The following is an 18,401-nucleotide window of genomic DNA, read 5'->3' as shown; positions in this document are numbered from 1 at the left end:
TAACTGCGATAAGGACGTAGATATGTCTGACGTTGTTCTTATCATGCAGAACCTCGCTAACCCGAACAAGTACGGTCTCAACGGCTCTGATGACAAGCACATCACAGCTAAGGGTCTTGCTAATGCTGACGTTGCAGAGCATGGCGACGGCGTAACAGCTGGTGATGCTCTCCGTATTCAGGAGTTCCTCCTCAAGAAGGTTTCAACTCTTAATCCTACTAAGTAATTAAATTACTTGAATAATCAAGAAGCGGCGATATTCGCCGCTTCTTTTTTGTTTGTATGTGCCCCACTTGAAAAGTTTATAAATAAGTGATATAATAATGTGTAGCGAAAAAACTTGGCTAAACTTTATGCAGGGGGCGGTATTCTGGCAAATATTCTTGATTATCTTGACTGGCGGGGCGATGTTCCTTTTTCTGCCGATCCATTCAATGAGATAGACGGACTGATCTTGTCTCAGCTGTGCTACGTTAATCTTGACGGCGCAGTCTCAGACAGCTTCGATGATGAGATCTCTATCCCCGACGCTTACCGCAGATACCGACCTGACCTTATCGATCCAAAATCAACTATACTTACCTTTGAGCAGGATAATCTGCTGTTCAGAAAGCTTGCGGAGTCAAGACGCTTCCGCGGCTCTATGCTGAGAGGCTATGTCAGCGAGAAGCAGCACGCCGAGGAAATGCAGTTTGCAGCCCTGACCTACAGGCTTGGGGACGGCAGCGGCTTTACGGCTTTCCGCGGTACTGACGGCTCAGTCATCGGCTGGAAGGAGGATTTCACTCTCAGCTATATGCAGATGACATCAGGACAGGAGAGGGCTATCAGCTACCTTAATCACGCCTTTGAGGGCAGTGACTGCCCCATAAGACTGGGCGGACATTCAAAGGGCGGAAATTCCGCTATATACAGCTCTCTTTTTTGTGACGAGAGCATACGCCGCCGCATAACTAATATATACTCATTTGACGGGCCCGGATTCCGCGACGAGATACTTAATTCCGAGATATATAAGGAAATGCTGCCGAGAATAAGAAGCTTTATCCCCGAGGCTTCTATAGTGGGTATGCTGCTGGGCAGCGGCTCTGATCCGACGATAGTTAAAAACTCTGCTATCGGTATCAAACAGCATTATGCCTATAACTGGGAGCTGAAGCGCAACCGTTTCCTCCTTGCGGACAGACTGAAAAAGTCAGGAGACGTTATAAACAAAGCTATTTCCGGTATGCTTGAGGACCTCAGTGATACTGAGAGACAGATATTTTCCGATGCTCTGTTCGAGATACTCGGCGCTCCTGATAAGGATACCCTGAAAGAGATAGCAAAGCTAAAGTCCTATCCGTCCATAATCAAGGCTATATCAAAACTTCGCCCCGAGCAGCAGGCAGTCATGAAAACTGCCTTCAAGAAAATAGCTCAGAACGGAACAGGCGCATTTTTCAAGTAAAGGATAAAACATGGATAAATACTTAAAAACATTAGAACTGGACAAAATACTGGAAATGCTGGCGGAGCTGACCTCAAACGAGGAAACGCGCCGCATGGCTCTGGAAGTTCGTCCCGATAACGATCTGGAGAGGGTACGCTACGAATGTCTGAAGACCTCGCAGGCGCTTTCCCTGTCGGTGCAGTTCGGTACTCCGCCATTCAGCATTTTCAAGGATATAAGCTCCGTAGCCGCAAGGGCAAAGCAGGGAGCAGTTATTTCTCTCCGAGACCTCATGGATATTGGGGCTATGCTTCGTCAGATAAAGGCTCTTTCGGACTGGTATGCACACTGCGAGAACATGGAGACTGAGCTGAGCTATCTTTTTTCAAGATTGCAGCCTAACGACTGGCTGCTGGAGAAGCTGGAGCGCTCTATAATCTCGGAAAACGAAATAGCCGATGCTGCAAGCCCTGAGCTGGCAGCGATTCGGCGCAAGATAAACCGCGCAGGTATGCAGCTCCGCGAGACATTGGACAAGATGATAAAAAATAAGACCACCCAGCAGTACTTGCAGGAGGCAAATGTCACTATCCGTGACGGACGCTTCGTTCTCCCCGTAAAATCGGAGTACCGCGGACAGGTCAGCGGTCTTATCCACGATACATCGGCTACAGGACAGACTATATTCATCGAGCCTATGGCTATAGTTGAAGCTAATAATGACATCAGACTTCTTGAGGCTAAGGAGCAGGAGGAGATAGAACGCATTATCCGTCAGCTCTGCCGCGACTGCGGCGACTATGCGGATATACTTGCCGAGAATTACAAGGTCTGCACCGAGCTGAACCTCTACTTTGCAAAGTCAAATTTAGCGGCAAAGCTGAACTGCTCACTGCCAGAGATAACCGATGACGGCACCATGCACCTTAAAAAGGCCCGTCACCCCCTTATCGACAGGAACAAGGCTGTTCCCGTGGAGATAAGTCTGGGCGAGGACTATCAGGCGCTGATAATCACAGGTCCTAACACGGGCGGTAAGACAGTATCGCTGAAGACCGCAGGACTTCTTGCGGCTATGACCATGTGCGGACTTCTTATCCCTGTTGCCGATGGCAGCAAAATTTCCGTTTACGACCATATACTTGCGGATATAGGCGACAGTCAGAGCATTGAGCAGAATCTTTCCACCTTCTCGTCCCACACCAATAAGGTCATTGAGATACTGAAAACTGCCGATGAGCAGTCACTTGTGCTTCTTGACGAGCTGGGCTCGGGAACAGACCCCGTAGAGGGCGCTGCACTGGCAATATCAATAATACGCCGGCTTATGGAGAGCGGAGCCAAGATAATGGTAACAACTCATTATCAGGAGCTGAAGGTATTCGCTATCGACAGCGAGGGCGTTGAAAACGCCTCATGTGAGTTTGATATTGAGACTTTGAGACCGACCTATAAGCTCATTGTGGGTTCGCCCGGTAAGTCGAACGCTTTTGCAATATCCGAGAGTCTCGGTATGCCGTCTGATATTATCGCCGATGCAAAAGCCAGAGTAAGCGAGGCAAATACCCGTCTTGAGGAAGTGATCGGCAAGCTTGAAGCAAGCCGTATGGAGCTGGAAAAACAAAAAGAGGAAATATCCCTCCTCAGAGCCGAGACTGCTCAGCATGAGGAGGCTATCCGCAAGGAGCGCGAAACTCTTGAAGCAGCAAAGGCTGATGAGCTGGAAAAGGCGAGACTCCGCGCTATGACCATTATCGAGCAGACAAAGGCAGAGTCCAACGAGCTTCTTGACGAGCTTGACAGACTTCGCAAGGAAAAGGATAAAAAGGATTTCAGCGCCAATGTTTCGGGCATGAAATCCAAGACCAAGCAGAGCTTCAACAAGATGTATGACACGGCAAATCCTGTGGAGAAGCGTGATCCCAATGAGGGCTATGTGCTGCCAAGAAAGCTTCGCCGCGGTGATACAGTTTACGTTGTTGATTTACAGCGCAAGGGTATAGTCTCGGGAGAGCCCGACGGAAGCGACTTTGTGTTCGTTCAGATGGGCGTTATGAAGACTAAGATGAATATCTCACGTCTGCGCCTTGAGGAGCCCGAAAAGGTCACTGTGGGCAACAAGTCCATACGCCCTGCACGCAAGATGAACAAGATAGGCGTAAAGGCTGAGCGCAGGGGCAAAATGGAGCTTGATATACGCGGCTGTACCTGTGACGACGGACTTGTACAGCTTGATGCATTTATAGATCAGGCTGTTATGTCAAACATCTCTACCGTAACAATAATCCACGGAAAGGGTACGGGACTTCTGAGACAGGCTGTACAGAATCGCCTGAAGCACCACCCGTCCATAAAGTCCTACAGACTGGGACTTTTCGGCGAGGGTGAGGACGGCGTTACAATTGCAGAAGTGAAATAAAAAAAGTCCAGCTTTGCTGGACTTTTTTTAGTTGAGAGTTGAGAATTGAGAGTTGAGAGTTAATGTATTCGCTTTGCTCATTTTATTCAAATAAGTCGCCAAAGGCGACACCACAACTTTCAACTCTTAACTCTAAACTCTCAACTTTACGCCGTGACGGCGGCTTTTTTAGTCGCTTACATCGGTATCAAGTGTAATGCTTACGTTATAATCGGGATAAGCCTGTTGAGTTTCGCTGAGGATATGCTCATAGAGTTCATTGATGTCAGGAGCGGCAAAGTCTATGATTATATCAAAGTGTATAGTCATACTCTTTTCATCAAGATAGAAGCCGTGTATCTGCAATACATACTCATGTGACATGACGTTTCTGCGAATATCGCTGTATACCTGAGCAGCCTTGTCGTTCTGAGTGTTTACCGCATATATGCTTATACCTGTAAGTATGGTCTTGTGCTCAGCAAGCACCTTTTCTGTTATACGGTGCTCCAGCTTGTCGAGCTCTGCAACAGTCAGTGTGTCGGGCACTTCAATATGCACCGAGCCGATAAGCAGATCAGGACCATAGCTGTGGAGTATCAGATCGTAAGAGCCCTGAACCTCCGGGAAAGATGATACTGTCTTTTTGATCTCCTTAGACAGCTCACTGCTGATGCGCTTGCCGATTATATTGGAAAGGCTGTCGCCGAGTATCTCAAGACCTGATTTGATGATGACAAGTGAGATGATCGCACCGAGCCATGCTTCTGTACGGATATTGAAAATGAGGTATATTATTGCCGCAAGGAGAGTTGCCGCAGAGATCACCGAGTCCAGCAGAGCGTCCTTGCCTGAGGCGATAAGCGAGTCTGAGCTTACGCTCTCGCCCTTTTTGCGGACGTATAGTCCGAGAAGTATCTTTACAACTACTGCCGAAGCTACGATAACTATAGCAGCTGCGGAATAATCGGGCACGGGTGGGTGGATTATCTTTTTTATGGACTCAACAAGAGAGGTAACGCCTGCGTAGAGGACGATGACCGCTATCAGCGATGTGCTGAGATTCTCTATCCTGCCGTAGCCGTAGGGGTGCTTTTTGTCGGGACGCTTATGCGCCAGCTTTGTGCCGATAATTGTTATCACAGACGACATTACGTCGCTGAGGTTGTTTACAGCGTCAAGTATGATAGCGATAGACGAGCTGAGTATGCCTACTGCAGCCTTGAATGATGCAAGGAACACGTTTGCCAGAATACCGATAATACTTGTTCTGACAATGATCTTATCTCTGTTCATTTTAAATAGCCTCCTTGAATGTTGATCAATAGTCTCCACCCTTGACGTCGACTTCGTCCTCGATCCTTGAAACGTCTCCTGTGAGACCGCACCATGCGCAGGAGATACGCTCCTCGTTGTTCCAGCAGCTCAGCTTTCCGCAGCGTGTACACTGTACAAAGCACACAGACTTGCAGTAGGGGCAGCCGTTGTACTCGTCAGCAGGGTAGAGATTGCCTCTTATCTTGGTTTTGTCAAAGCCCTCATGAGAGGCTTTTTTTACGTCAACGGGAAAAGCCCATGTCCTGAACCAGTCTCCCTGCCATTCCTCTACTCTGACTCCGTAGATTTTCTGAGTTTCGGGGCATTTCATGAGGATCACTTCAGCTTTAGTATCAGTTTTCATGTTCAACAGCCTTCCTTTTTTGTTCGTCGCGGTATTCTGACGGCGAGCAGCCCTCGCACATTCTGAACTGGCGCACGAAGTAGTTATACGATGAATAGCCGCACTCACGTGATATTTCTGTAACGGTCATATCCGTCTGAGAAAGCAGGGTTTTTGCATTGTCTATGCGGAACTGTATCATTTCCTCGATAATGCTTTTTCCAAAGTAGGATTTGTATATCTTTTGCAGGTAGCTCTTGCTGAGGTAGAGGCTTTCCGCTATTTCGCTTATTTTCCACGGCAGCTCGGGATTTTTCATTATCCTGTTGCGTAGCAGGCAGAGCTTCTCGAACTGCGGATTTGACGTGGGTTCGGATATGGTGTAGGTGTACACACGGTTCACCGTAGCCTTGTACATGACTTCGGAAAGGTCTGAGGAATCGTCCAGCTCAAGGCTGCAAACTCCCACAGTGAAATCAATGTTGCAGTTTTCCTCGCTGCTGAACTGAGTTTCCCTTATCTTTCCGCAGAGCTGTTCATATATGGCAGCGGCTCTGCTGCTTTCGGGGCTTATGACGCAGAGAGTCTGAGAAGCCCATGCGCCGCATATCTCACGTCCGTGTATGCAGGAGCGGAGCTTTTTTGCAAATGCAGCCATAATGCTGTTGGATTTTTCCTCGCCGCTCTGATAGTAGGCTTTTTTTAGTCCGCCAAGCTCAAAGGTCATGCACTCAATGAATCGGTTTCCCGACGCAGCTGACAGCTTTGTGCTGAATTCCTGCTCGATGCCGCTTCTGTTGAGAAGTCCTGTAATATGGTCATAGAGCAGAGCCTTGCTGGTGTTGAGGATAGTCCTGTTCATAATTGCCTTTATACGGACCTGTTCGAGGGCAACATTTACATAGTTTATCCATTTCAGGTACAGTGAGCTGAATGAACGGGGCTCTTTGCCGAAAGAAACTGCACAGTAGCCGAAGAAATTATTATTGTAGTGCAGTGGCGATATGAAGAATGCAGACGGATAGCTGCGCTCCTCACTGTAATCGGGGAGTATATCCGACGAGCTGAAGAAGCCGTGAGGCTCGGATTCGCGCCAGATAGCCGACTTGGCAAGTATCACTTTCATCTGTTCGCCTGTCCGGAAGCTGAGCTCCTCGGCGTTTTTGTCCACAGTAGCGTCCACATAGCTCTTAGTGAGACATATCCTCACCCTTCTCATTTTATGCAGGAAGTAGGTGTAATTATCCAGCCTGTCGGCAAAAGTGTGGATATTATCCGCATTTGTTATATCAAAGAGCATATCGCCGTAGAGAAGCTGAGTCTCAAAGCGGCTGTTTATGCTGATATTACGCTGTATGCTGTGGCGAAGCCCCGGATTTTCCGTACAGCCGCAGCTCTCGCCGAGGCGGAGCTCTCCGTTTTCGTTGGGTACTTTGCTGCATATCTTTCCGGTGATTATGCGGTAAAGACGTCTCAGCGACTCTGCACCCAGCTGAAAATTAGGACGGCTGTAGCTTGTGATCGAGGGCGATGACTGGTATCCCTCAATAGAAGCGTCATAGCCTGTAACAGCAATATCCTCGGGGACTCTGATACCTCCGTCGGTGAATATCTTTGTGAGAGTTATCGCCATAACGTCGTTGCCGCAGACGATAGCCTCGGGACGTTCAAGCTCGCCGCTGAGTATGCGTTTTGCGAGCCTTTTGGGAGCCTCTGTCCAGAAGTCGCCGTACTCCGTCCAGTCCTTACCTATATTAATACTGTGCTTCTTCATGGAGCTTTTATAGCCTGCAAGGCGCTCCTCACCGCTGAAGGTATTTCTCGGACCTGTGAGACAGTATATCCTCTTATAGCCGTGAACGCTTATCAGGTGGTCGGTAATAGTCTCAAAGGCTTCGCGGTCGTCAACAGAAGTAGTCTCAAAGCTCTTGTGGTCGTTGTAGTCAAGGAGCATGACAGGCTTTTCCGAGCGTTTGCAGAGGCTGTCGATGTGTCGGCAGATATCCTCGTCGTGGAAGGTATTCCTGTCGTAGATTATACCGTCGATACTGTCGGAGAGAATGAGGTCAAGGATAGAGCGCTCAGCGTCCTTGTGGACAGAGCGGACGGAAAAGTCGTGGAGGGGCGCAATTACAGCAATATCACAGTTGCTTTTGAATGCCTGTGTGATGATACCGCGCAGTATCTCGCTCTGAAAGTCTATGTGGCAGTCAGCTATGACAACGCCTATGAGTATCCTGCGGCTCATATTATCTCTCCTTTCATGATCAAAATTCAGATATTCTGAATTTTGATACAGTTCAGAGTTGAGAGTGGAGAGTTGAGAGTTAGTGTGTTCGCTTCGCTCATATTATAATAATGTTGCTGAAGTTTCTATCATAACTTTTAACTCTCAATTCTCAACTCTCAACTAAGCAATGATTTTGGCGAAGCAAAATCATTGCTTCTATATGTACTATTGTATCATAGTTCAGTGATGAATGCAAGATGATTTTATATATTTGTCATGATAATTACAAATAATCTTTTGAAAAGGATAGTATTTTCCATTGTATTTACTCTCAGATAATGTATAATATATGAAGAAGGCGTAAACGAATCACTGGTTATGTCTTTCAGGGGTTATTTTTTCCGCTTCGGAGATTAGGCACTCCGCTCGGAAAATCTCAGCTTTGGAAGCTGATTACAGGACAAGCTTAATACCCTCAATCCTTTTAGGGCATCTCTAAAAACCCACTTTTGAGAAAAACCAGCTATGCACGGCATATGCTGCGTCAAACTCCCTCGTAGTGCGTCAGCACGTCTTCGGGAGCTTTCCTTGCCTCTGCCGCACCTATCCGGTTTTTTCTGAGCAAAATAGGCTTTTAGAGGTGCCCTTATATCTTTTAATCTAAAGGAAAAATCTCCCTCTCTCGGGAGATTTTTCTGCTTTCAGAGATAAATGTCCGAAAAATAGGCGCTTTTGATGTATTTTGCATAAAAGCACATAAAATCAAGGCGGCGTTTTATTTACCGTGACCATTGACATTTCATCGCAAAAATGGTATTATGTTGGTATGTGTATGCTGGGTATTTTGTTGACTAACTATGCTTCGGCTGCATTTATATTTGCAGTATGCACAATAATGTGAAGTATCACTTGTGCATATCAGCTGAAAAAAGGAAATTCACAATGCTTGCAAGCTTAACGAATGTAAACAAGTTCTATAACGGAAATCAGGTGCTGAAAAATGTCTCTCTCTCAATTGATGAGAGCGACAGGATCGGCCTTGTTGGCAATAACGGCTGCGGAAAGTCCACTCTTCTGAAGATACTTACAGGCTCTGTAGAGCCTGACCGCTTCACTGAAAAGGACGGCGTAATATCTATGGCAGCCAAGACCACTGTGGGCTATCTTGAGCAGATGGGCGGTCTCAATACCGAGAATACCGTCATTGAAGAGATGAGAAGCGTATTTGAGCCTATCCACCGCGCTATCGACAGACTCCGAGAGATAGAGCTTGAAATAGAAATGGGCGACAGCTCCGCTGCGGACGAGTACCAGCAGCTCTCCTCATGGGTAGAGGCAAATGACGGCTACAACACCGATGTAAAGATACGCATGGTGCTGAACGGCATGGGCTTCTCGGGCGATGAGCTGGAGCGTACCGTGTCAGGATTCAGCGGCGGCGAAAAGACGCGGCTCTGTATTGCAAGGCTGCTTCTTGAAGAGCCTAACCTGCTCATTCTTGACGAGCCCACCAACCACCTTGATTTCAAGACGATCATGTGGCTTGAGGACTATCTCCGCTCCTACAAGGGCGCAGTGCTGATAGTTTCCCATGACCGCTACTTCCTCGACAGGCTCTGCACATCTATCTGCGAGATAGAGAGGGGAGTTCTCACACGCTACAGAGGCAACTATACCGCTTTTGTACGCCAGCGTGAGGAAAATGACGCGCGCCGCGAAAAGGAATATGAGCTCCAGCAGAAGCAGATCGCTCATATGGAGGAATACGTGGCAAAGAACCTTGTCCGTGCGTCCACGACAAAAATGGCTCAGAGCCGAAGAAAACAGCTTGAAAAGATAGAACGTGTGGAACGTCCCGTCCACGACACAAAACACGCGAAGATACGCTTCACATACGCCGTTGAGCCGCCTATAGACGTGCTCAAGGTAAAGGGCGTGGATATCTCCGTAGGAGGGGGCACGGCACGTAAAACTCTCGTTGATACTCTGGATTTTGAAGTCCGCAGGGGCGAAAAGGTCGGTATCATCGGCGATAATGGCATAGGAAAATCCACGCTGCTTCGCATAATACAGGAGCAGCTCCCGCATAAAGGCATTGTGCGCTGGAACAGCAATATCAAAATTTCCTACTTTGAGCAGGAAAGCACTAATTTAAATAAAGAGCTCACGGTAATGGAGGAGCTCCACAGCCGCTATCCGCTTATGTCGGACCTTGAGGTGCGCAGCCTTCTTGCACAGGTGCGCCTTATAGGCGAGAATGTGTTCAAGGAGACAGGAGTCATCAGCGGCGGCGAACGTGCCAAGCTCTGCTTTGCTATCATGATGCAGGAGCACGGCAATGTACTTATTCTTGACGAGCCTACCAACCACCTCGACCTCAGCTCTAAAGAGGCTATCGAGGAGGCGCTGGCTGAATATACGGGTACGGTCATATTTGTCAGCCACGACCGCTACCTTTTAAGCAAGATCGCTGACAGACTTATCGAGCTTACCGACGGAAGCTATCGACTTCATAACTATGGCTTCAATAAGTATCTCGATGTGCTCCGTGAGGAGCAGGCGGCTGAGAGGCGTGCTCTCGAAGCCGAAAAACAGCAGAAGGCTGCGGAAGCAGCTAAGGAAAAAACAGCTAAGAATTATCGCAGCAAGCAGCAGAGAAGCGCTGACGCTGCGAGAAAAAACGAAATGAGACGCCTTGAAAAGGAAATCGACGATCTGCAGGCGCAGATAGACTCACTTACCGAGGAGATCGGCAGTGAAGAGGTCTACACCGATTACGAGCTTATGAATCGTAAGTGTGCCGAGATCGAAGAGCTTAAACAGAGGATCGATGCGGATTTTGAGCTTCTGATTGAGCTTGACCAGTGAAAAGGAGTATATTTATGAAAAAGAAGACGCTTATGAGCCTTACCGCGGCTGCGGTGCTCGCTGTCAATGCAGCGGCTCTGCCCGCTCACGGAGAAGCAGGTCTGTTTACGATCGGCGACGTGAACGGCGACGGTACGGTGGACTCATTGGACGCTTCAAGCGTTCTTGATGCATATGCGGCAATTTCTTCCGGACAGGAAAGTCCACTTTATTCGTATGAGGAATCGGCAGGCGACTTCAACGGCGACGGCAAGCTGGACGCTATTGACGCTTCTATGATACTTTCTTATTATGCTTGGGTATCAGTGAGCGATGAAGGAGCTATATTTACCGATTTTCTTGAAAAAAACGGCATCAAGCAGAGAAACACAGAGGAAGAGAAAAAGGCTGAAGAACCTGCGGCAGCACAGCCTCAGCCTACTGAGATACAGCAGGCAGTAGAAGCGGACAGCTTCGAGTATACCCTTCCGCGTATCGACAGCGAGTATGAAGAGTGGTTCTGGGTCGGAGATTCACGTACAGTGGGACTTTCACGCAGCGTCGCTATTGACAGCATCGCTAAGGTCGGTGCCGGCATAGGTCTCTTTAGGAACAACTATGACCAGATATGCCAGATACGCGATAAGACGGTAATTATCAACCTCGGAGTAAACGACCTTGACAGCGGCGCTTATCTCAGGCTTTACAACGGCTTGCCCGACGAGTTCCTTGACAATAACAAGGTCATTGTAATGGCGGTAAATCCATGCGACGGAGGCTACGGATACCTCAACAGCAGGATAGAAGCCTTCAACACCGCTCTCCGCGACGGACTGGACAGCAGGATAACCTTCCTTGATTCATATACATATCTTATGTGGAACGGCTACGGCACTACAGACGGACTCCATTACACATCAGATACCTATATCAATATCTATAATTTTGTCTATGACAGTATCTTCGGTCCCGAGGAATAATATCGGTAAAAGAATAAATTATTTGAGATTACTATTGCATTGTACTTCAATGTATGGTATAATATTATAAAGTATTCTGCGGTGAATACCGTTAAAACCTATGGAGGTCACAAAAATGAAACACATCAAGACTATCAATAAGGCTAATCTTAAAGAATCCGCTAAGAAGGGCGGCTGCGGCAAGTGTCAGGCTTCATGTCAGTCTGCTTGCAAGACTTCTTGCACAGTTGCAAACCAGAAGTGCGAGAGATAAGCTAAAGGCTAAGATAAGTCGGGGCAGTATGCAAATGCTGCCTCATATTTTTTGAATAGAGGTATTGAAGATGATACATAAATATAAGCTTAACGGACTTAACATAGTCCTCGACGTCAACAGCGGAGGCGTTCATCTGGTGGACGAGCTCACCTACGACCTGCTCGACAACGTACAGCCGCCCTTTGCGGCTGAATGTCCGCAGAACGTAGTTGATAAGCTCTCAAAGTCCTACGCTCCCGATGATATCCGCGAATGCTATGATGAGATAGTTGAGCTTTACAACGATAAGATACTCTTTTCTGAGGACGATTATGAAAAGTACGCTCAGTACTCCGTAGCATCTCCGGTTAAGGCTATGTGTCTGAATATCGCCCATGACTGCCAGCTTCGCTGCAAGTACTGCTTTGCTTCAACAGGCGACTTCGGCAAGGGCAGAAAGCTCATGTCCTTTGAGACCGGCAAACACGCTATAGACTTCCTGCTGGAAAACTCGGGCGACAGACCGAATCTTGAGCTTGACTTCTTCGGCGGCGAGCCCCTTATGAACTTCAATGTGGTGAAGCAGGTGGTTGAGTACGCAAGAAGCCGCGAAAAGGAGTATAACAAGAAGTTCCGCTTTACTATCACCACAAACGGACTGCTTCTTGACGACGAGAAGATAGACTTTATCAACCGCGAGATGTCCAACGTCGTTCTCTCTATCGACGGACGCAAGGAGGTAAACGACTACTTCCGCGTTCTGCCCAACGGACAGGGCTGCTATGATATGATACTTCCCAAGTATCAGAAGCTTGTAGCAGGCAGAGGCGATAAGGAATATTATGTAAGAGGCACTTTCACCAACAAGAACCTTGATTTTTCAAACGATGTCTTTGCCCTTAATGAGGCAGGCTTCGACCAGATATCAGTTGAGCCTGTTGTGGGCGATGACGACGTTTACGCTCTTACGGAAAAAGACCTCCCCACAGTTTTCGCAGAGTACGAAAAGCTTGCTCAGAGGCTTCTTGACAACGAAAAGCAGGGAAAGAAGTTCAACTTCTTCCACTTCATGCTTGACCTTGATCAGGGGCCCTGCGCTATCAAGCGCCTGAGAGGCTGCGGCTGCGGAAATGACTATGTTGCCATTACTCCCGACGGTGATATTTTCCCATGTCATCAGTTCGTGGGTATCGACGAGTACAAAATGGGCAACATAGACGAGGGTACCTTCGATCAGGAGATGAAAGCGGACTTTGCAAAGGCTCATGTTTACTCAAAGCCTGACTGCCGCGAGTGCTGGGCAAAGTTCTATTGCAGCGGCGGCTGCAATGCCAATAATTACCAGTATATGGGCGACATCAGGACTGCTCATAAAATATCATGTCAGCTGGAAAAGAAGCGCCTTGAATGTGCTATCATGATGAAGGCCGTACGTATGGCAGAAAGCGCAGAATGACAGAGTAAAGGGAATATCGTCAGCGATGTTCCCTTTGATTTGTGCTGATAAGGAAACAGAGGGGTGAGGCACTTGAAGATAAACCGCATATTGCTTAATTGCAGGCGCGATACCGCGCTGAGCGGCGAAATGGGCGCCGATCCCGTTCTGCTGTTTTTCAGGAGCCCCGTTGCCTACATGGACGGAGGAGTGCAGAAGCAGACTGCAAAGTCCTCTGTTGCCCTGCTTACCAGCGGCTACAAGCAGAGCTTCCGTCCTGTAAACGGCAAGCCGCTCCGCTATGACCTTGTAAGCTTCAAGATCTCTGCCGCCGACAGGCAGTATATCAGTTCTATGAACATCACTCAGGATATCCCTGTGGAGCTCAAGGACGATTTCGTTATCGTCAGCACTCTGCGCTCGATGAGGACGCAGTCCATGCACCGCGGAAAGCATTTCAGCGAGTTCATGGAGCTCTCCATGCGTATCATATTCATCACCATGAGCGATATCACAGACAGCGCCGATATTGATCCAAAGGAGAATATACCGCGGTATGCCGAGCTGAAAAAGCTCCGTCAGGCTGTGTACGACGATCCAACTGCAAGCTGGTCGGTGGAGGAAATGTGCGAGGATATGCAGATAAGCAGGACATACTTCCACCGTCTGTATTTCGAGGCATTCGGCGTAACGTTCAGACAGGACATCATAGAGAGCCGTCTTATCCATGCGTCGGAGCTGCTGAAAAATACCGACCTGTCGGTAACTGCCATATCCGAGACCTGCGGATACGACAGCGAGTCCTATTTCATGCGCCAGTTCAAGCAGCATAAGGGCTGTACTCCATCGGAGTACAGAAGGAGAGTGAAAAATTCGGATTGACCACAACTTTTTGTGGACAATTCAGGCTGCTTCGTGCACTATGTTGCAATTTTCTATAAATTATTAGTGCAAAAAATAAAAAAAACACTTTACAAGTACAAAAAATTGTGATATAATACTCAATAGAAGCTGATTACGACATTTTTCGCACTGCTTTGTGCAAATGATATAGGACAGGCAGAGCTTCGGCACTGCCGAGAAAACCGAATATTCTTTAAGGAGCGATTTCGTTTTATGACTAACGGAGATAAGCGAAGAAACCGCAAAAGAGACAAGGTGTCAAAGAGATATAAAGTAAGATATGACAGACTTGTTGCGGTTATCCTTGTTCTGATAGTACTTATCGTTATACTTTCGTCATGCGTTAAGAGCTGCTCGGGCAAGGGAAAGAACAAAAACTCCGATCCAAAGGCGACGACAACAACAGCGGATAATACACAGCAATCTTCAATTATAGACAAGCTTGAGTCAAGCAATGAGACAAACGCTATACTTTCCGGTACAGCAGACGGTCAGAAGCCGTCGGAATCCCAGTATACCACCGAGATACACAAGGCAGCCGATATTAATACAGGAAATCTTCTTCTTGTAAACTCTGACTATGAATACAAGTTCGTTGAGGGAGATATCGACTTAACTGTTCTTTACGATGTTATTGAGGGTAAAGCCTTCCACGTAAGCGACAGGGTAATATCCCTTGATAAAGAAACTCTTGAGCAGTTTACAGCTCTTATGAATGCTTTTTACAGCGAGAGCAAGAACTCCGATATCTATGTCATCGGCGGCTATCGCACCGCTGAGGAGCAGAACGATAAGTACTACAGCGGCAATTCACAGTTCCAGGGCGGACATTCCGATTATCATACGGGAAGATCTCTCGATATTATAATCGCACCATCTGACGGTTCGAGCTCAGGATATTATTCGCCTACAGGCGTTTACAGCTATATCGACGAACACGCCGCAGAATACGGATTTGTAGTCCGTTTCCCCGAGGGCAAGGAAAACTATACTCACGAACGTGCAAGAGACTATACATACAGATATGTGGGGGTTCCTCACGCTATGTATATGAAACAGAATTCCCTTTGCCTTGAGGAGTATATCAACAAGCTGAAGGAGCATACTAAGGACGAACCACTTGAGGTGGCAGTCGACAAGAAGCTTTATCAGATGTATTATGCTCCTGCAAATCCGACAGGAGATACAGAGGTGCCTGTTCCCTCGAACAAGACCTATACCGTATCAGGAAACAATACTGACGGATTTATCGTAACAGTCAGCATGAATTAAAGCAAAAAATGTCCCCCTCTATGGGGGACTATTTTGGTTGTCAGGCAAATCAGAATTTAGCGCCTTTGGCGTCCCGAAAAATTGATATTGTAGGGGCGAACATTGTTCGCCCGTGTCAAAATTGATGTGTATGTTTGCGGGCGCACATTGTGCGCCCCTACATCATTAAATTTTGATTTACAACAGAAGGAGATAAATGTGAAAAAAAGAAAGATAATAGCAATTACTGCCTGTGCAGCTATGATCGCAGGCGGAATTACAGCCTGCGGCAGCGATGACGATAAACGCGGCAGCGGCGCAGGCCATATGTACGGAGCGGCGCTTGCAGGCAATCCGCAGAGCCTCGATCCCCAGTTTGCAGGCGATCCTTCCTCTGCTACAGTCATAAAGAATCTGTACAGCGGTCTCGTGATGAAGGACGCAGACGGCAGTATCGTCTGCTGCAACGCCAAGGACTACACCGTGTCCGAGGATGGCTGTGTCTATACATTCGATCTGAGAGAGGATAACTACTGGTTTTTTGACACAAATGAGGACGATGCTATCGGTGACGACGAGTATTTTCCTGTAACTGCCGATGATTATGTGTTTGCGTTCAGAAGGCTCCTTGATCCTAAAATGCATTCGCCCTATGCCCGTGATTTTGCCTGCATAAAGAACAGCCAGCGTGTTTCCGAGGGCAGCTATTCCACCGAGGCAGTAGGCGCTGAAGCTCTTGACGACTATACTCTGCAAATAACTCTGGAATATCCCTGTGCGGAGTTTCTGGGGCTTCTTACAACTCCTGCGGCTTTTCCCTGCAATGAGCAGTTTTTCATCTCCACTAAGGGCAGATACGGTCTTGACGACAGGTCTGTAATGTCCAACGGACCTTTTTACGTCCGTCAGTGGTTCTACGACCCCTACGGAAGCAATAATATCCTCTATATGCGCAAGAATACAGCCAATGAGCGTGATGATTACGAGGTGCTGCCCAGCTTTGTGAGCTTCTCGATACAGGACAGTGAAGCTGAGGTGCGTCAGTGCTTCAAGGATGAGGAGACCGAGTGCTTCACCGCAATGAAGGTGGGGGGCTACAACCCCAAGAAGTACAGCATTACCGGTCAAAAGGCAACTACCCTGGGACTTATCTTCAATCCGAAGGACAAGCTCTATTCCAATAAGGAGCTCTGCAAGGCTGTTGCATTTTCTGCGAACAGAGAAGCGCTGAGAGGTCAGCTTGACAGCGATCTTCAGATAGCCTATGGTATCATACCCCCTGCTGTAGAAATTCTCGGCAGAAGCTACCGTGATCTTGCTTCCGATAAGCAGTTCGATATGTTCGACAAGGAAAGGGCTGTTGAGTGCCTTGCAAAAGCAAAGGAGGAGCTGAAGATCAGCTCCGTGGAAAGCGTAAAGATAATAGTTGACTCCAGTACCGTGGATTCAAGGTATCTGCATATGCTCTCGCAGGACTGTCAGGAAAGCCTCGGGATATACATCGGTATCGAGGACCTCACCTCAAAGGAGTTCAGCGAGAGGATAGCCGGCGGTGATTACAGTATAGCTCTTTATCCGCTGAAAGCTGATTTCAACAGCGGACTTGCCGTGTTCGGCGAGTTTGACGAGAATGAATGTCTGAAAAGTGCGGCAGGAGACTTAAAGAGCACCGAGAGCGTTATGCAGTGCCCGTCGGTAACTGAGCTTGTCAACAGCTATGCCGCCGCAGAAAGGGCTCTCCTTGAGCAGTATGGCTTTATACCGCTGTTTTACAAGAATTCGTATATCGTTGCCAACAAGGAGAACGAGGATATTCTCTACGATCCCTTTACGGGAGCTGTTGACTATCGTATCGCAAAGAATTTCAGCTGATATGCGTTATTTGCCATTGTAATCGTAAAAAAGCTCGTCCATGAGCTTATCATAGTCGGCGCGGTCGCCGAGAGCTGCCTTTATCATAGCCCCTGCATTTTTGAAGATAAGCCTGAAATACAGCCAGTCGCCCATATCATCGTGCTTTCGTGTAGAGTTGATAAGATGATTTCTGCGGAGACAGCCGTAGCGCTTACCCAGTTTTCTGCCGTAAGCGCGCATATTCTTTGCGGTAGCTATGTCCTCGCCTGCTTTTTTGTCGGCAAAGCCGCCAATAGCGTCAAATGTGGACTTCTCTGCCCAGAAAATGCCGCAGTAAAGTCCTGTGAGCGAAAATCCTGCCCTGCACATCATATCATTGAGCCACAAGGGGAAGGAGTAACGCTCGAAGCGCAGAGGCGCTCCGCCGCCGATATACTTACCGCTGTTCAGCATACCGAGTACCTCACGGATAGTTCCCTCGGTCATGCGGTTATCACAGTCGATAGTCATTATGACCTTTCCGCGGGCAGCCTTAATGCCTGTGTTGCGGACTGAGGCTATGCAGCGGCTCTCATCGGTAACTACACGGGCACCGTGAGCAATGGCGAGTTCGGCAGTGCGGTCTGTACACCTGTTGCAGACGATTATTGTTTCGACTCCGCATTTTACCTGCGCCGCCGCTGACTTTATCGAATTAATGCAGCGAACTACGTATTTCTCCTCGTTGTGGGCGGGTACTATTACCGAGACCTTGATATTACCTGACATATTATCAGCTCCTTGCGTATTTGTTATACATATTATAATATGCAGGGCGATGTGTGTCAACATCGGGGAGTTCTCAATAAGTGATCCGTAACGCGCGATCAGTCTTGCAGGCGGCGAAATTCCGCCCTTCATCGGCTTACGGTCAGACGGATTTTATGCATTATGAATTATCAGGCGCACAATGTGCGTCCCTGCACTGATCACTATGCACTATTTGCTGAAAACTTGAAAAAAGGCTTGACATTTGCATTTATATATGTTATAATTTTAGTACCTCGTTGGGGGTTTATTTTTTTGTCCCCGTGCGAGGGAGGCAAACAACCTACCTTTGGTAACAAAGGAAGTACTAATTCAGGAGGTGCCGATATGAGAGTAAAGGTTACTTTAGCTTGTACAGAGTGCAAGCAG

Annotated in this window: 13 protein-coding genes and 1 pseudogene; 10 read left to right on the top strand and 4 right to left on the bottom strand. The window is 47.8% G+C overall.

Going from position 1 to position 18,401, the window contains the following annotated elements:
* The 3 genes and pseudogenes from K5677_RS07815 to K5677_RS07805 all read left to right on the top strand — a co-directional run.
* A pseudogene (locus K5677_RS07815) lies at positions 1-226 on the top strand (hypothetical protein); the annotation flags it as partial.
* 114 nt (positions 227-340) lie between these two features.
* A complete protein-coding gene (locus K5677_RS07810) occupies positions 341-1,450 on the top strand; it encodes an Mbeg1-like protein (RefSeq protein WP_296726519.1) in 1,110 nt (369 codons plus the stop codon).
* 10 nt (positions 1,451-1,460) lie between these two features.
* The gene (locus K5677_RS07805) at positions 1,461-3,851 is read left to right on the top strand and encodes an endonuclease MutS2 (protein WP_296726516.1); all 2,391 of its coding nucleotides are present in this window, start codon (positions 1,461-1,463) and stop codon (positions 3,849-3,851) included.
* Positions 3,852-4,019: 168 nt separating this feature from the next.
* On the opposite strand, the gene K5677_RS07800 is transcribed toward K5677_RS07805, so the two are convergent.
* From K5677_RS07800 to K5677_RS07790, 3 genes are read right to left on the bottom strand one after another with little or no spacing between them, the layout of a single operon-like run.
* Positions 4,020-5,126: a cation diffusion facilitator family transporter gene (locus tag K5677_RS07800; RefSeq protein WP_296726514.1), complete on the bottom strand. Its 1,107-nt coding sequence runs from the start codon at positions 5,124-5,126 to the stop codon at positions 4,020-4,022.
* Positions 5,127-5,151: 25 nt separating this feature from the next.
* On the bottom strand, positions 5,152-5,511 hold the full coding sequence (locus K5677_RS07795) for a TerY-C metal binding domain-containing protein (RefSeq protein ID WP_296726512.1): 360 nt from the start codon (positions 5,509-5,511) through the stop codon (positions 5,152-5,154).
* The gene (locus K5677_RS07790; RefSeq protein ID WP_296726510.1) at positions 5,501-7,738 is read right to left on the bottom strand and encodes a substrate-binding domain-containing protein; all 2,238 of its coding nucleotides are present in this window, start codon (positions 7,736-7,738) and stop codon (positions 5,501-5,503) included. The genes K5677_RS07795 and K5677_RS07790 overlap by 11 nt, the downstream gene beginning before the upstream one ends.
* Positions 7,739-8,662: 924 nt before the next feature.
* On the opposite strand from K5677_RS07790, the gene K5677_RS07785 reads away from it, so the two are divergent.
* The 7 genes from K5677_RS07785 to K5677_RS07755 all read left to right on the top strand — a co-directional run bounded on the left by K5677_RS07785 (position 8,663) and on the right by K5677_RS07755 (position 17,243).
* The gene (locus K5677_RS07785) at positions 8,663-10,588 is read left to right on the top strand and encodes an ABC-F family ATP-binding cassette domain-containing protein (protein WP_296726509.1); all 1,926 of its coding nucleotides are present in this window, start codon (positions 8,663-8,665) and stop codon (positions 10,586-10,588) included.
* Positions 10,589-10,602: 14 nt separating this feature from the next.
* On the top strand, positions 10,603-11,547 hold the full coding sequence (locus tag K5677_RS07780) for a dockerin type I domain-containing protein (RefSeq protein ID WP_296726507.1): 945 nt from the start codon (positions 10,603-10,605) through the stop codon (positions 11,545-11,547).
* A gap of 115 nt (positions 11,548-11,662) precedes the next feature.
* Positions 11,663-11,800: a six-cysteine ranthipeptide SCIFF gene (scfA, locus tag K5677_RS07775; protein ID WP_009985845.1), complete on the top strand. Its 138-nt coding sequence runs from the start codon at positions 11,663-11,665 to the stop codon at positions 11,798-11,800.
* A 70-nt stretch (positions 11,801-11,870) separates the two neighbouring features.
* Complete coding sequence (scfB, locus tag K5677_RS07770; protein ID WP_296726505.1) at positions 11,871-13,238, top strand: thioether cross-link-forming SCIFF peptide maturase; 1,368 nt, start codon at positions 11,871-11,873, stop codon at positions 13,236-13,238.
* Between the two features lie 72 nt (positions 13,239-13,310).
* The gene (locus tag K5677_RS07765; protein WP_296726503.1) at positions 13,311-14,099 is read left to right on the top strand and encodes an AraC family transcriptional regulator; all 789 of its coding nucleotides are present in this window, start codon (positions 13,311-13,313) and stop codon (positions 14,097-14,099) included.
* Between the two features lie 234 nt (positions 14,100-14,333).
* The gene (locus K5677_RS07760; RefSeq protein ID WP_296726500.1) at positions 14,334-15,392 is read left to right on the top strand and encodes a M15 family metallopeptidase; all 1,059 of its coding nucleotides are present in this window, start codon (positions 14,334-14,336) and stop codon (positions 15,390-15,392) included.
* 198 nt (positions 15,393-15,590) lie between these two features.
* Positions 15,591-17,243, top strand: a complete 1,653-nt coding sequence (locus K5677_RS07755) for a peptide ABC transporter substrate-binding protein (protein WP_296726497.1) — start codon at positions 15,591-15,593, stop codon at positions 17,241-17,243.
* Between the two features lie 6 nt (positions 17,244-17,249).
* On the opposite strand, the gene K5677_RS07750 is transcribed toward K5677_RS07755, so the two are convergent.
* Positions 17,250-17,993 (bottom strand): glycosyltransferase, encoded by a 744-nt coding sequence (locus tag K5677_RS07750; RefSeq protein WP_296726495.1) that lies wholly within the window; start codon positions 17,991-17,993, stop codon positions 17,250-17,252.
* Positions 17,994-18,401 lie beyond the last annotated feature (408 nt).

This window comes from Ruminococcus sp. (genome assembly GCF_024684275.1).
This window is presented reverse-complemented; position numbering and strand designations above follow the sequence as displayed.

Coding starts and splice junctions, on each gene's coding strand:
- K5677_RS07805 (WP_296726516.1), top strand. CDS start 1,461: ATGGATAAATACTTAAAAACATTAGAACTGGACAAAATACTGGAAATG.
- K5677_RS07800 (WP_296726514.1), bottom strand. CDS start 5,126: ATGAACAGAGATAAGATCATTGTCAGAACAAGTATTATCGGTATTCTG.
- K5677_RS07795 (WP_296726512.1), bottom strand. CDS start 5,511: ATGAAAACTGATACTAAAGCTGAAGTGATCCTCATGAAATGCCCCGAA.
- K5677_RS07790 (WP_296726510.1), bottom strand. CDS start 7,738: ATGAGCCGCAGGATACTCATAGGCGTTGTCATAGCTGACTGCCACATA.
- K5677_RS07785 (WP_296726509.1), top strand. CDS start 8,663: ATGCTTGCAAGCTTAACGAATGTAAACAAGTTCTATAACGGAAATCAG.
- K5677_RS07780 (WP_296726507.1), top strand. CDS start 10,603: ATGAAAAAGAAGACGCTTATGAGCCTTACCGCGGCTGCGGTGCTCGCT.
- scfA (WP_009985845.1), top strand. CDS start 11,663: ATGAAACACATCAAGACTATCAATAAGGCTAATCTTAAAGAATCCGCT.
- scfB (WP_296726505.1), top strand. CDS start 11,871: ATGATACATAAATATAAGCTTAACGGACTTAACATAGTCCTCGACGTC.
- K5677_RS07760 (WP_296726500.1), top strand. CDS start 14,334: ATGACTAACGGAGATAAGCGAAGAAACCGCAAAAGAGACAAGGTGTCA.
- K5677_RS07750 (WP_296726495.1), bottom strand. CDS start 17,993: ATGTCAGGTAATATCAAGGTCTCGGTAATAGTACCCGCCCACAACGAG.